At 25.4% G+C, this 15,840-nt stretch carries 12 protein-coding genes; 2 read left to right on the top strand and 10 right to left on the bottom strand.

The features are described from left to right. Positions 1-432 (top strand): PoNe immunity protein domain-containing protein (locus QZ288_RS08675; protein ID WP_295157782.1); only part of this gene is annotated, 432 nt, incomplete at its 5' end. Positions 433-892: 460 nt separating this feature from the next. Here the strand turns inward: QZ288_RS08675 and QZ288_RS08680 are convergent. The 5 genes from QZ288_RS08680 to trpB form a co-directional block, all read right to left on the bottom strand. After that, on the bottom strand, positions 893-1,438 hold the full coding sequence (locus tag QZ288_RS08680) for a hypothetical protein (protein ID WP_295157784.1): 546 nt from the start codon (positions 1,436-1,438) through the stop codon (positions 893-895). A 5-nt stretch (positions 1,439-1,443) separates the two neighbouring features. Beyond that, positions 1,444-2,985 carry an NAD(P)H-hydrate dehydratase gene (locus QZ288_RS08685; protein WP_295157786.1) on the bottom strand — a complete coding sequence of 514 codons (1,542 nt, stop codon included), beginning with the start codon at positions 2,983-2,985 and terminating at the stop codon, positions 1,444-1,446. Position 2,986: 1 nt separating this feature from the next. Next, a complete protein-coding gene (locus QZ288_RS08690) occupies positions 2,987-4,978 on the bottom strand; it encodes a hypothetical protein (protein ID WP_295157788.1) in 1,992 nt (663 codons plus the stop codon). 108 nt (positions 4,979-5,086) lie between these two features. Beyond that, complete coding sequence (gene trxA / locus QZ288_RS08695; protein WP_295157790.1) at positions 5,087-5,404, bottom strand: thioredoxin; 318 nt, start codon at positions 5,402-5,404, stop codon at positions 5,087-5,089. A gap of 342 nt (positions 5,405-5,746) precedes the next feature. Continuing rightward, entirely contained in the window at positions 5,747-7,000 is a 1,254-nt protein-coding gene (trpB, locus tag QZ288_RS08700; protein ID WP_295157792.1) for a tryptophan synthase subunit beta, read from the bottom strand. Between the two features lie 182 nt (positions 7,001-7,182). Between trpB and QZ288_RS08705 the strand changes: the two genes are divergently transcribed. Beyond that, positions 7,183-9,264 carry a tetratricopeptide repeat protein gene (locus tag QZ288_RS08705; RefSeq protein WP_295157794.1) on the top strand — a complete coding sequence of 694 codons (2,082 nt, stop codon included), beginning with the start codon at positions 7,183-7,185 and terminating at the stop codon, positions 9,262-9,264. Between the two features lie 47 nt (positions 9,265-9,311). Here the strand turns inward: QZ288_RS08705 and QZ288_RS08710 are convergent, their stop codons facing one another. The 5 genes from QZ288_RS08710 to QZ288_RS08730 form a co-directional block, all read right to left on the bottom strand. Continuing rightward, positions 9,312-10,562, bottom strand: a complete 1,251-nt coding sequence (locus QZ288_RS08710) for an LptF/LptG family permease (RefSeq protein WP_295157796.1) — start codon at positions 10,560-10,562, stop codon at positions 9,312-9,314. A 2-nt stretch (positions 10,563-10,564) separates the two neighbouring features. After that, positions 10,565-11,131, bottom strand: coding sequence for a hypothetical protein (locus QZ288_RS08715; RefSeq protein WP_295157798.1), 567 nt, complete (start codon positions 11,129-11,131; stop codon positions 10,565-10,567). Beyond that, positions 11,131-12,249, bottom strand: a complete 1,119-nt coding sequence (gene sppA, locus QZ288_RS08720) for a signal peptide peptidase SppA (protein WP_295157800.1) — start codon at positions 12,247-12,249, stop codon at positions 11,131-11,133. The genes QZ288_RS08715 and sppA overlap by 1 nt, the downstream gene beginning before the upstream one ends. Next, a complete protein-coding gene (locus QZ288_RS08725) occupies positions 12,138-14,030 on the bottom strand; it encodes a ribonuclease J (RefSeq protein WP_295157803.1) in 1,893 nt (630 codons plus the stop codon). The genes sppA and QZ288_RS08725 overlap by 112 nt, the downstream gene beginning before the upstream one ends. A 176-nt stretch (positions 14,031-14,206) precedes the next feature. After that, positions 14,207-15,793: a hypothetical protein gene (locus QZ288_RS08730; protein ID WP_295157806.1), complete on the bottom strand. Its 1,587-nt coding sequence runs from the start codon at positions 15,791-15,793 to the stop codon at positions 14,207-14,209. Positions 15,794-15,840 lie beyond the last annotated feature (47 nt).

Consider the following 15,840-nt stretch of genomic DNA (forward strand, 5'->3'; position numbering starts at 1 on the left):
TGTTATAATGATAATGCTAAGTATCTCGCTTTAATGGTAATATGTGATATGGATACCTCTTGGGTATTGGATAAACTTAATACAACCCATAGAGAAGCAGATGATTTGTTTTATGATGATTGGCTACTGCATTATCTAGCAAGTAAAGGAGAGGAAAAAGATTGCTTTGAGAGATTGACATCAGAGGAAGCAAAATTTGAAAATTTGAAACTTTTTGCACAAACTAAAGAAAGTCATTATTTTCAAACCTATCTTAAACAATGGTATAACAAAAGCAGAAGTTGTGCTTGGTGGGGAAGCTATAGGGAACCTGATGAGAAATTGCTCTATGGCGGATATTGGAATTATGAAGGTGCTGCTGTGTTAAAAATAATGAATGTAGATAAAGAAGAGTTTAAAGGCTATAAATATTTTCCTTATGATTTGATATAGTTTTTTACTCTTTTAAGAATAAGAAAGGAATTGATATGAGCAAAAAAGTCTATCAAAATTTGTTTTAGGAAAAACAAGAGAGAAAAAGAAAAATGATAATTTATAAAATAGAATAACAATAACACAACTTACAGGGTAATTTTTATTACTAGCCAATTGCATGCACCCTTATGGGCGAGCAAGCATAATAATAACAGTGAGCTGGAGCTAGCCCGACAGGGCAATTTTAATTACTAGCTAATTGAAGGCACCTTTACAGGTGAGCGAACATAACAATAATAGGATAAAAAAATGAAAAAACAATTTAAACCAAAAACTAAAGAAGAATTACACAAATTAGTGGAAGATGAAAGTATTATAGATAATTTAAAGCATACATTCTTATAACAGCAAATAAAAAAGGCACTAAAGACGAAAATAGCAGTAATAAAAAATAAAGCATTTTATATTATTTAAACATTTATTTTCGTCTTCTTAATTTCGTTATATTTATTTCATTAGTTTGTATTAAATTATCATCAAATTGCAGTATTATCTTCAATTTGTTTGATTTTTTCCAATAATCTATATCAAATTTTAGATTAAAACCTATTCTCTGCTTCAGCGGAAATCTTACATTATAAAATGAATTATTTCCTGAAAATACTAATTTTTTATTTCTATACAATGAATAATCAGAATTAAGCTTCAATATATTTTCTGAATTTGTATAATTATAATTTTCAAGTTCTATAGTTGTTATTATGTACTCATCTGAAAAATCTATATTATTAATTTTTACTTCTACTATATTAGTTTTTTTTGCAAAATATGCAATATTATTAAAAAAACCTTTTTTGTATAGAAATAGTCCTACTACTATCAATGTTATGAAAGTTCCATATAAAAACATAAACCATCTTCTTGCAAATATACTTACTTCTCTTTTTGGGGCAGGAGGTTTTATATTTTTTTTATAATAAAATTCTAATTCTTTTTCTTTAGGGTCATAAACTTCTCTAGGCAATTTATCTATATCCTTTTTAGTATTTTATATGAAATATTAGCTAAATCTTTAGGCTGAATATAATCATTTCCAAATTTTTTTGATAATATATTAAAAGATTTAGATTGTATAATCAAAGCTAATTTTGAAGCTTCCAGTATATTTAATTTTCTTGCAAGCAAAGTCCCTATAAATCCTGCAAGAACATCTCCCATACCAGCTTTCCCCATAGATTCTTTAGGGTTATAATTGATATATATATCATTATTATGCATTAAAAAACTTACAGCATCTTTTAATATTATAGAAGCATTTGTTTTTTGTCTGTATTTAAATAATGCCTCATAAGGATTTTCTAATGCTTTTATATGATTTATCCCTGTAAGCTTTTCAAATTCATATATATGCGGAGTTAATACAAAATTATGATTAAGCTCATTAAATGTACTTTCAAACATCAAATATAAAGCATCTGCATCTATAACAGCGGGTATATTTATTTGCTTTAATATACTATTTACAAAAACTTCAGTAGACATATTTCTTCCAAGTCCTGAACCTATTATACAAGCATCGCTTTTATTTATTTCATTTACTATTTCAATATCATTTTCTGTAAAATATTTCTGATTTTTTTCCCCAACTCCTATAATAACTGCTTCCGGCATATAAGGTATTACAGCATTTCTTATATTTTTTACTATTCCATTAGGCACATAAAGTCTTATATATCCTGCTCCCAATCTATAAGCGGCATTTACGGCTAAAACAGCAGCACCTATATAATTATCGCTTCCTGCAATTACAGCAAGCATTCCCTGTTCTCTTTTACTGAAAAATGAATTTCTATTTAAATTTATTTTTTCATTATAATCTATTAATTTAGCTTTATATCCCCAATTATCAATTATATCATTTGGAAATATTGATTTTATTATAAATAATTTTCCTATATATTCTCTTGTTTTGTATAAAAAGAATATATCCTTTGCAAAACATACTGTATATGTTTCATCTGCTTTAAAACAAGTATTTATATTATCATAATCATTTATTTTTGAAAAAAGTCCTGAAGGCATATCTATTGCTATTCTAATAATATCCAATTTATTGAGATTATCTACTAATAATTTTTGTATTCCTTCTAAAGGTCTGTTTCCTCCTGTTCCAAATAGAGAGTCCAGCACTATAGATTTGCTTTCAATATTTTCTGAAGCAGCTTTAACATCTTCTTCATTTGCTAAATAATTAATATCAATATGCATAGATTTTAATATATTAAAATTAACATAAGTATCTTTATTAACTCTATCAAGATTTCCTGTAATATATACTTTTACATTGCAGTTATTTTTTATTAAATATCTGGCTATAGCAAGTCCGTCGCCTCCATTACCTCCAACAGATGAAAAAATATATACAGTTTTTTTATATAATAACTTTTTATGCCTTTTTAATAATAGATAAAAAATTTCGCTTGCAACATTCTCCATAAGAAGTATAGAAGGAATTTTTTCTATAGTTTTCTTATCTATATTAATTAAATCTTCTGTAGTTACAACTTTCATTTTATATCCCTAATTTATTTTTTATCAATTCTAAAAATGATAAAAATATATTTTCATTTAATTTTCCGTATTTTATAACTTCATTATATGCAGTTTTCATCGAATTATTATTCTCTAGTATATCAAGATATATTTCTTCAGGTATCATATCAGCATTATTTTTTAATACATTCAAATCATAATAGGCAGATAATTTTAAACTCCATAGTGCATGATTTATTTTATTATCATTCATAAGTATTGGATAAATACATATATAAGATTTAGATATTATATTATTTAAATATTTTATTTCTTTCATAGAATTAAAATCAGGAATATTTCTGTATGATATACTGCTTCCTTTTTTTATAATATCATTTATTTTATATTCTTCGCTATTATAAGCATATATCAAAGGCCAGTATGTAGAATCTCCATATAAGTTTTTTGCTATAGCCCAATAATACATATCTTTTGAAGTTATATAAGATAAACTTACAGAATCTATTTCATTAAAATATACATTAACTATATCATAAAGTTTTTGATTTTCTATATTATTGCTGACTATATTCTCGTTTCTGCTATAATATAATGATACAATAATTCCTACTATAAGTATAAATATTATTATGCAGGCTATCTTAATTATATTTAAAAATAATTCTCTTTTAGTATTTTCTTTTTTTTCCATATTATTTTTTCTTCTCTTTGTTTTTTTAATATTTAAATTTTTATTATTATCTTTTGATTTTTTTTGATATTTTAAATCATCATTATCAAAATTATTAATATCTAATAATTCTTTTTTGGAATATTCTTTCATTTCGGAATAATTATTATTTTCTGATGATATATTATCAGTTTTTAATTTATTTTTACCATTTTCTTTTTCATTGAGATTTTTTATCATATTATTTAAGTCTATAGATTTATAAGTTTTATTTTTCCATATATTTTCTATAATATTAACATTATTATCTATAGATTTATTTTCAGATATTTCTTCTAAAGAATTATCATTATATGTATTATCAGTTTTTAATTTATTTTTATCATTTTCTTTTTCATTGAGATTTTTTATTATATTATTTAAATCTATAGATTCATAAGTTTTATTTTCCCATATATTTTCTGTAATATTAACATTATTATCTATAGATTTATTTCCAGATATTTTTCCTAAAGAATTATCATTATATGTATTATCAGTTTTTAATTTATTTTTATCATTTTCTTTTTCATTGAGTTTTTTTATTATATTATTTAAGTCTATAGATTTATAAGTTTTATTTTCCCATATATTTTCTCTAACATTAACATTATTATCTATAGATTTATTTTCAGCTATTTTTTCTAAAGAATCACCATTATATGTATTATCAGTTTTTAATTTATTTTTATCATTTTCTTTTTCATTTTCTTTTTCATTGAGTTTTTTTATTATATTATTTAAGTCTATAGATTTATTTTCAACTATTTCTTCTAAAGAATCATCATTATTTTCTTCTGCTTTATTATTTATTATTTCTGATTTATTATATGATATTTTTTTATCGATATCATCTGATATATCTTCAACTATTTCATTTACATTTAATTTTTTTATTTTATTTTTGAGGATATTATCAGCTTCAAATTTTATATTTATATTATTTGAAAAAACACCGAAATTTTCTATATATACATTTTCATTTTTCGATATCTCTTTTATATTTTTGAATATGCTCTTATATATAGATTTTTCCAAAAAAATACTTTTTATATTATCATTTTTAAGATTTATGGATTCTAATGATTCATCAAAATTTTCATTTTCATTTACAAATATAATATCATTACTGCTGTTTACACTTATTATACCTAACTGATCCATATAAAATCTATTTTTTTTAAAAACTGCATCTGCTATTTTTGAAAACAGTCTTTCAATGATACTATTAGCTTCATAATTTTCTATATTAAATTCTTTTGATATATTTGCTATTAATTTATTATTTGTACTAAGCATAGCAGACCCTAAAATTTTATAGTATAATTGCGAATTATATATCAATTTATAATAAAAAAAAGCCTAATTTTAAATAAAATTAGGCAAAAATTCAAATATTATATTTTATTATATATATTCTTTTAACCATTCTTTCAATTGAGCTTCATTTTTCATACCTTCAGCTCTTTTTACAACTTCTCCTCCTTTAAATACCATTAAAGTAGGTATAGACTGAACTCCGTATTTAGCAGCCACTTCCTCAGCCTCATCAACATTAACAGCACCGAAATTCATCTTATCAGAATTTTGATCTGCTATTTTATGTAGTATAGGAGTCTGCATTTTACAAGGTCCGCACCAATCCGCAAAAAAATCAACTAATATAGCTTTATCGCCTGATATAGCTGCCTCAAAATTATCTGTTTTTAATTCTTGTACTGACATATTTATATCTCCTTTTTATATTATTAATATACTCTAATTTATATTATTAATATACTCTAACTTTATTAAAAGTCAATCATTTTTTTATTTTTTCAATATACCTACTATATGTATTTTTTATATTAATTTCTGTATATTTCTATGCTCTTTAATTATAATGTTTTTTCTAAAATATAGATTTTTAATATATAAATATAATATGTTAGTATATATTAAAATAAGATACTTGATAATATATATAGAAATGTTATTTAAATTAATTATTTACGAAATTAGTATCATATAAAAAAATAAGGTTTTTGAATATTAATACTAATAAGCAAAAACCCAAATAATAATATATTAAAATTTATGCACATCTATATTTTTTTCTAATCTTTCTAATTCGCTTTTTAAAAATTCTTTCCATTTATCAGGTCTGAAAATAGGCGAGGTTATGAATATATCTTTATCTCCTCTTCCGGACATATTAACTATAATTATATCATCTTTTGTGTATTCTTTAGCATATTCTATAGCCTTAGCACCTGCATGAGCACTTTCCAATGCGAATATTACACCTTCATTCTTTGCAAATTCTGCAACTGCATTTACAGCTTCTTTATCTGAAGCATAAGTAAACTCTATTCTTCCTGATTCTCCCAAATACGCTAATTGAGGACCAACTCCCGGATAATCTAATCCTGCAGATATAGACATAGTTTCAGATATTTCTCCATCTTCTTTTAGTATAAATCTGCTCATATATCCCTGTGCAGCAATATCTTTTGCATAAGGATTTTTCATTCTAACAGCATTTTCACCAAGATTCATACTTTTTCCGCCGGCTTCAACTGCTATAAGTTTCGGATTTTCTTTTTCTATAAAGGGCTCAAAAAATCCTATAGCATTAGAACCTCCTCCTACGCATGCTATTAATGCTTTAACATTCAAATTTTTTTCCTGTATCTGTTTTTCAAGTTCTCTCCCTATTACAGATTGAAAAGTTCTTACAATATCAGGGTAAGGGCTAGGACCTACTGCACTTCCAAGTAAATAATGAGTGTCTTTCAAATCTTTAACCCAATCTTCTAGTGCCATATCAACAGCATCTTTAAGTCCTCTTCCTCCTCTAGTAACTGATACTACATTAGCCCCGTATAATTCCATAGAAGCTGCATTAGGCTGCTGTCTTTTTACATCAATTTCTCCCATATAGATAGAACATTCAAGTCCTAACTTTGCACAAGCTGCCGCAGTAGCAAGTCCGTGCTGTCCTGCACCTGTTTCAGCAATAATCTTTTTCTTACCCATTTTCTTGGCTAAAAGTGCCTGTCCTACTGAATTATTAATTTTATGAGCTCCCGTATGTGCAAGCCCTTCTAATTTTACATATATCTTTGCCCCTCCGATTTTTTCTGATAGATTTTTAGCATACATTAAGGGAGTAGGTCTTCCTATAAAGTCAGCTCTTAATTCCTCAAGCTCGCTTAAAAATTCTTTATCATTTATATAATATACAAATGCTTCTTCCAATTCAATCAATAATTTTTCTAATGCTTCGGAAACGAATCTGCCTCCGAATTTCCCAAAGAATCCTTTATCGCTATTTTTCATTTTATAAATCCTTAATTAAAATATTTTTATAAGTAATAATACTTTATATAGTAATATTATCATAAATAAAAAAATTGTCAATAGTATTTTTATTTTATATAATTTGTATAATTAAAAAAAATTTATATAATTTTAAAATAGTTTATAATAAAATCATATTATAATTATTAAGGAATAGTTTTATGATAAAAGACAGAATAGAAAGCCTATTTTCTCAGGCTAGATTTTATTTTAATTTAGAGAAATATTCATCGGCTCTTAGAATATATTTAAAAATAATAAGCTATTTTGAAAATTATGATAAATTATTTGATACAAATTATAAAGACAGATATTTTGCAAGAAGCTTATATAAAACAGCCTTAACATTATATTATTTAAATAGATATGAAGAAGCAATAGAATATTATTCCAAAGCTATAGAAATAAATCCCATTTATGAAAAAGCTTTTATCAATAAAGGCATAATACTTGCTAAACTTATGGCATTTGATGAGGCTTTATATGCTTTTAATATGGCACTTGAAATTAATGATAAATCTGAGATATGCTACTTTAATATAGGTATTATATATTCAAAATTAGAAAGATATGAAGATTCTTTATTTTATTTTAATAGAGCATTAGAACTTGGATATAATTATGCTTATTTAAATATTGCTTTAGTTTTGGAGAAATTAGGAAAAATAGATGATGTTTTTGAAACTTATGATAAAGCTGTAAAAATAAATAAATCATTAGAGGTTATATATTTAAATAAGGCTGGCTTTCTAATTAATATAAAAAGATATAAAGAGGCTATAGAATATCTTGATAAAGCTCTTTTAATTTTAAATGAAGCAAATTCAAAAGGCGATGCCATTATAAAAAATAAAGAGTTAATAGATAAAGATGATAAGGACTTAATAGATAAAGAGTATATTGAATTTCGTATTATTCAGCAAGATGATACTATATATGACAGAATATATTTTCTTAAATCTGAAGCCTTAATAGGATTAGAGCAGTATGATTATGCTTTAACTTTGCTTTTAGATATTAAAGAATCAAAGAATGTTAATATATTTAATATTGTATCAAGGTTTATAGATTATATAAATATAGAAAAGATTATTGATATTATATTGAAAGAAAATAGTTTTTGGACTATAGAAAAAGAAGAATATTTTAATTTTATAGTTAGAGATATTGAAGATACATCAAGATTAAAAAAACTTTGGATACTTCAGTATATATTTTTGTATTTGATTTCTGTAAAGGATAAAGATAAAATTAATGAAATATCTCATTATACAAGCATAGAAGTTTTTGATGATATGGCTTTTGATAAAAGATATGAAAAATCTGATAATTCAAAATACAGCACCTATTTAAAGAAAAATAAACTTAGAATGACAAGCGTAAAAAATGCTAATGATCCTAAAGAAGGAAAAATATTGATGCAGCTTCTTAGAAATAATAATATTAACTCCAAATATAGAAGTATTAATAATTTTATAGCATTGCAGACATCATTCAGCAGATGCAAGGATTCTTTAACTATGTACAGATTATATGGAAAATATGATAATAAAGAGGGTACAGGCTGCTGTTTAGTATTTGATAAATCCTTTTTTGATACATCTTTTAATAATTTAGACAGCAGTATATTATTTTCATTTTCTTATGATAAAAATAATTATTCTCATATAGAGCTTTATAATGAACAGACTTTGCCTTTATATTTTGTACTGTATTATAATTATAAAAATAATGAAATAATATTTAATCCCTGCGAATCTGATTATGATAATCTTATTATTGATTTAAATAGAGAGTATAATATTTGGAATGATGGTAAGGTATTTTATGACAGATTAAAAAATAATATAGGCTATATATTTAATTCTATGTTTACAATTATAAAAAAATTTAATTCAGAAGAGTTGTCATTATCGTATCAGCTTCTTATGAATATTCAATATTTAATAAAGGATTCTTCATTTGTAGAAGAACAGGAGATGCGTATAATACAGCTTGTGGAATACGGCAGCAATCCTTTGCATATAGATAAAAAAATGAAACGCTCATATAAAAATTATCTTTATATATTTGATAATAAATCATTAAAAGAAGTTATATTAGCACCTAAAGCTGATGATGCTGATTTTTTAGTGGAAAGATTTAATGACAGGCTTGCTAAGGCAACTAATATATATAATTCAAAAAATATGAAAAATAAATATAAAATAAATGTTTATATATCAAATGCCCCTATATCCTGATAATTATTTTTTTTATTTATTTATACTTTTTTAATAAATATAATTTTTTATTTTCCTCTGCTGAAAAAAGATCTTATCATAAAGAAAGAACCCATAAGTGCCAATACTATATTAGGAAACCACATAGCAAATATAGGCGGAACTTTTTTACCTCCAGCTATGAGTTCTGCAGCAGTAATAAGCAAATAATATACAACAACTACTATTACAGATATTCCAAATCCAAAGCCTTTTCCGCTTCTTTTTCCTACTATTCCAAGAGGTGCCCCTATTAAAACCATAAATAAACAGGCTGCAGGTATCGATATGAATTTATGAAATTCCACATAATAAAAATACGGTACGGCTTCATCTATGGCTTTTTTTCTAATAGAAATTAATTCTGATGAATTAGTTCGTATAAATTCATTAGAAAATGAATTTTTATCTATATTATTATCAACATTGTTATAGGCATTATCTATAATTTCATTTATTTGTGAATTTATAGATTTATCAGCCTCCATTTTTGAAGCATCAATTTTTTCTTTTATTTTCCAAAGAGGCATTTCTCTAAGTCCTCTTTCATGCGATGTTAATGTAGTTATTTTTCTCACTATATTAATATCCATAGCATCAAATACAGTATAGTCATTAGATACAAAACCATAATTAGGCATTTCCTGAACAACTCCGTCATATAATGTTAAAGTAACAACCTGAGAATTTGCCTGATTATTTTTCCAAAGCCCGTATTTAGCTGTTATAACTCTTTTAGTTTCTGATTTATCATATATAACTACATTTGATATACTTTTATCATCAGCATATTCAGAGCCTATTGATAATCCCATATCAGGAATATTTACAAATTCTAATTTTCCTACAGCAATAGAAGGCTTTATATTTACCATATATGAAATTAAAGCTCTGTATCTATAATTGGCTTCAGTCATAATTACATTGTTAAAAAATAATGAAAAAATAAATGTAATAAAACCTAATATTATAATAGGCATATATATTCTCATATGAGAAAAACCTAAAGCACGCATTACTATTATTTCATTATCAGAAGAAAGTCTTCCGTATCCTATAATGCTTGCCATAAGTATTGACATAGGTATAGTTATTGCTATATTAAAAGGAAGCATATATACAAATGTTTCTAATGACATAAATAGAGGAGCACCATTATTAATAATAAGCCTTATTAATTCGGGTAAAAGCTGTATCACGAATATGAAAGTAAAAAATAATATGCCTGCTAGGAAAGGACCTATAGTTTCAATTATAATATATTTTGTAATTTTATTCATAATTATATATAGTTAATTAAAACTCCGAATATTAATACTGCTAATGATATATTTACTATATAATCGTATATTACAGGAGCTATTAAAATTAAAAAAGCTTTGAATGAGCTTTCTATATTTAGTGAATATTTAATATTATTATAAAGTAAAATTATATAATATAAATGAATTATTAATAATGCAGAAACTTGTATAAAAAATATCGAAGAAAACACTGAAAATATTAATGTTATAGGCAGTATTAAAATAAATATTCCCGATATTCCAAAGCAGTTATTAATGAAAGCTGTTATATTTTTTTTATCAATATTTTTTATAAATATTGAAGCTGTAAGATGAATAATTGCTATTTTTCCTATACTTGATACTGCAGTATATAATGCTATGCTAAACGAAAGTACTATTAAACTCAGTATATTGCTTTTATGTCCTGAAGAATATAATACAGATATTGCTGTGCTTAAAGATGCAGTCAAATATATTACAAGAGAATATTCAAAATTGATTGATTTTTTTATTGCTTCTTTAGGCTTTAATATATAATAGTATAAGGCTTGATATATATGCATTAATTTTCTCCAATATAGTTAGGAATATAAATATACATAGGAACTCCTACATATTTAGTATTAAGTATTTCTTCATAAGGAAAAGGAATAGGCATCTTTGATTTAGGTTTTATAGTTTCAGAAATATTAGAAAAAAGCAGATTCATTACATTATTTTTTACTTCAGGTTTTTTTATTATATAAGGCTCTTCATCTTTTATACCGCCCATTTCTGCAGCATCTTTTACAGCATCCTGCAATGTACCTATAGCATCTACAAGCCCTATTTCTAATGCTTTTTTACCGCTGAAAATTCTGCCGTCAAATACATCATCTCTGTTTCCTTTTATTTTACTTCCTCTTGATTGTTCTACTACATTTGTAAACTGAGCTATGAATTCTTCTGTCATTGCCTGCCAATAATCTAATTCATCTTGTCTTGGTTCTCTAAAAGGCGAAAGTGAGTCTTTATTTCTTCCGCTTTTTATTGTATACATTTTTACGCCGTATTTTCCCATCAATTCTGATACATTAAAAAATTGAGCTATAACTCCGATGCTTCCTGTTAATGTGGATTCATTAGCATATATTTTATCAGCTATCATAGAAATATAATATCCCCCGCTTGCCGCTAATGATCTGAAAGATGCTACTATAGGCTTAGGGTACTTTGCTTTTAAATTTTGTAAATATTTTAAAGTTTCTTCGCATGAAGTTAAAGAACCGCCAGGACTATCAACTTGAAGCACAATAGCCTTAACTTTAGGGTGCTTAATATAATATTCAAAATCTTCTATAAGTTTTTCAGTTACAGACTGATATTCCAAGCCTATATTGCTTTTTCTTTTTGTATGCGTTATCATTCCAGTTAAATCTATAACAGCAATACCGTCTTTTAAAACAGCTTTAGATGATATAGAAGAATTGATATTATTTGATATTTGTATAGAATGCGTTTTATTTTCGCCTTTAACAAATATGCTGATTATTCCTACTATAATAGATATTATTATTAATGATGTAAATATCAGCTCTCTTTTGCTTCTTTCTTCTTTTTTGATTTTGTTCTTTTCATCTGCAGTGCATTTTTCTTCGATACTGCTGTTTTCTTGATTCTCTTTTTCTTCTTCGTATGACATTTTGTTTTCTCCTCATTATTATAGTTTTCTGTATTAGTATTATTTTCTGTATTATCTATTATATTTTCTGATTGTTCTGTATAAATATGCTCCATATATAAGCATACAAATATTACAGGCTCTCTTCCTATTATCTGAATGAATTTTTTGCGTAAAGCTTCTCTCACTTCATATTTAATTGTAGAAGGAGTTTTTTTGTTTCTTGCCAATAATTTTTTTACAGCTTCTGCAGCGGAACTAATTCCCTCTTCTCTTAACTGCTCAGTTTTATTTATTATTCCTTCTTTCTCTCCGCCATTATATGTAAATCCTTTACTATCTAAATCAACTTTTATATCATAATGTCCTCTATTATTTTTCTTTGCAACTACATTTGCAACTACAACTCCGTTAAGAGATAATTGTTCTCTGTCATAAAGTATGCTGTCTTCTAAATCTCCGACACCTTTTCCATCGACATATATATTTCTTATTTCTATAGGCTCTGTTATTTTCGCTTCTAAAGTTTCATCTATTTCAAGAACATCGCCGTTATACAGAAGAAATCCTTTAGTATTTAATCCATTCAAATCTTCAACAAGTTTGATATGCGTGATTAAATGTCTTTTTTCTCCGTGTATTGGAATGAAATATCTTGGCTTTACCAATCTGTACATCAATTTTAAATCTTCGCTTGAAGCATGTCCTGATACATGAAGAAGTTTTTTATCTTCTCCAACCATTTTAGCACCAAGATCGAAAAGATTATTTATCATTCTAGTAACAGCCATTTCATTGCCAGGTATAACACTAGATGAAAATATTATCATATCTCCGTCTTCAACTTTTATATGTTTATGGGCTCCTGCTGCTATTAATGATAGAGAAGAATAAGGCTCTCCCTGAGTTCCAGTAGTTATGCATACTATTTTTTCTCTTGGATATCTGTTTATTTTATCTATTGGTATAACTATATCATATAAATTTAAATATCCCATATCCTGAGCTATTTTAGTATATTTTATTAAACTTCTCCCTGAAAATGCCACATATTTATTATTGACTTTTGCTGCAGTTACCAAATCTTGTATTCTTTCTATGCTGCTTGCAAATACTGCAACTATAATCATTCCGTCTTCATAATTAAATAAAGGAGTCATAGTATTTTGAACAACGCTTTCACTCATAGAAAATCCGTCTTTTTGGCAGTTTGTAGAATCTGAAAGCATTAGAAGAACGCCTTTTTCACCATATTCAGCAAATTTATATAAATCTATAAATTTATCTGTAGTAGGATTTAAATCTATTTTGAAATCTCCTGTATGTATTATTACTCCAAGAGGCGTTGTTATGGCTATTCCCATACCGTCGGGTATGCTGTGATTTACTCTTATAAACTCTATATCAAAATTCATTCCCAATTGTATTTTATTTCTAGGCTTAACTTCATATAATTTTGTGTTTTTGTATTCATTTTTATAATCATTAAGTTTTGCCACCAAAAAAGCCATTGTTAATCTTGAGCCGTATATTGGAATATCAGGAAATTTTCTTAAAAAATGCGGTATAGCACCTATATGATCCTCATGCCCATGAGTGAGTATAAGCCCTATAATATTTTTATCTTCCAAATAAGAAGTATCAGGAATAACATAATCTATACCAAGCATATGATATCTTGGAAACATAAATCCGCAGTCTACTATTAAAATTTCATTTCCGTATTCTATGACTGTCATATTCATACCTATTTCCTGAACGCCGCCAAGAGGTATGATTCTTATTTTATCATTATTATTCATTAATTAACTGCTTTACTATTTAAATTATAATATAAACATAAATAAAGTTATTTTTTTTATTTTAACTATAAAAAAAATTAAGTCAAGTTATAATTTAAACTAATGAATTATAAAAAATGCATAAGTTTTCATAAAAATTATATAGAAAAATTATATAGTATGATAATTATTATTTATTATTTATTATTTATAATGACGCCGTTTTTTATTATAAATATATTTTTTCCGTCGGATACAATAGATACTGCATCATTTTGATTATTATCCATAGCTGATACATAATCATAACCGCCGAATTCTCTTCTTAAAGAATTATCTTTATTTAGAATAAAGTAATAATATTTTCCTAATCTCTCAGCTGTGAATGCAAATGAATCTCCTAAAAATTTGAATGATGTTACAGCATTATAAGAAGGGCTTTCAAAATCATTTGCTATAATATATTCTCTTTCATTTATAGAAGCATTATAAACTAAATTATTATTTGAAGAAAAATATATATCATTTATTTTATCATAATTTCTAGGAAGTCTCTTTCCATTAAGTATTAAAAAAGATATATTATTTGTTTGTGCTGAGTAGGCGAATAATTTACTGTCATCAGAATATTTATAATTATGTATGATATCATAATTTGCTGTTACATTTCCGCCTATATATAACTGCATAGTATTATTTGTATTAACATTTATAAATACTAAAGTTTTGCCGTCAGGAGAGTATGACATATTAGTTACTAAATTGAACTCTCCGTAATTTCTTCCGTTTATTATAACGCTTGTCATAATAGATTCATTTGTTATTATAATATTTGTATTATCTGCTGCAGCCGGTATAGAAGTTAATTCATTATATCTTATATTAGTTATAACATTTGTTACAGTCATTAATGCTATAGTATTTGACTGTCCTTTTACTGTTATTCCTTCTTCATTTGTATATATGCTTATATTTGAAAGATTATAATTTGTAACTTCTGATGTATTTGTTATAATATCATCAGTAATTATTGAATTAGTAGTCATATCATCAATTGCATTAGTATCAGCCTGAGGCATTATTTTTACAGCATAAGCTATACTATTATTATTGTATGATGTTAAATCATCTACCAATCTGAAACTTTCAGTATCATTATTTCCTGTGAATATAACAGCATTTTCTTGTGAATCTATAACATATACTATATTATTTCCGTCATTTGAAAATTTTAATTTATTTACTTTTGCAGAAGTCTGTTTTTCCTCTCCGTTAATATTAACAAAATACTGTCCGTCTCTTGAATATGAAAAAGCATAATTATTATCATTTATAACACTGTCATATAATTCTGAGTACTGTACTTTAGCTTCTCCGTTTATAACAGCAATACCATAATCCATTAGTCTGGTAAATATTATAGAGTTATTTCCAGAATAAATTTCTCTCTCTATAGAATCAAATTCCTGTTCAATATTTCCGTATATTACAGTCCACATATCTTTACCGAGAGAATTTTTTAACATAACAGCAATTAAAGTGCCGTTAGGAAGTATTTTAATGCTTCTTGCATCTTTGTATCCTGTTAATCTGGAATCTTTATATATTATATCAAATGTTTTGCCTGTATTTGCATTATTTTTTTCTATTATAAGTGCATAATTAGTTTCTGACAGAATATAAGAATTATTTAGTTTTTCATTATTTTGTAATGTATATATTTGGCTGAATGCTTTTACATATAGTAAAAGAAAGATAATGGATATAATATATAATCTTTTCATAATAGTTCTCACTAAAATAATTAAATATTTTTTATATAATCGGAACT

Origin of the sequence: uncultured Brachyspira sp. (assembly GCF_910578695.1) — a bacterium.
In the GTDB taxonomy this organism is placed as follows: Bacteria; Spirochaetota; Brachyspiria; order Brachyspirales; family Brachyspiraceae; genus Brachyspira.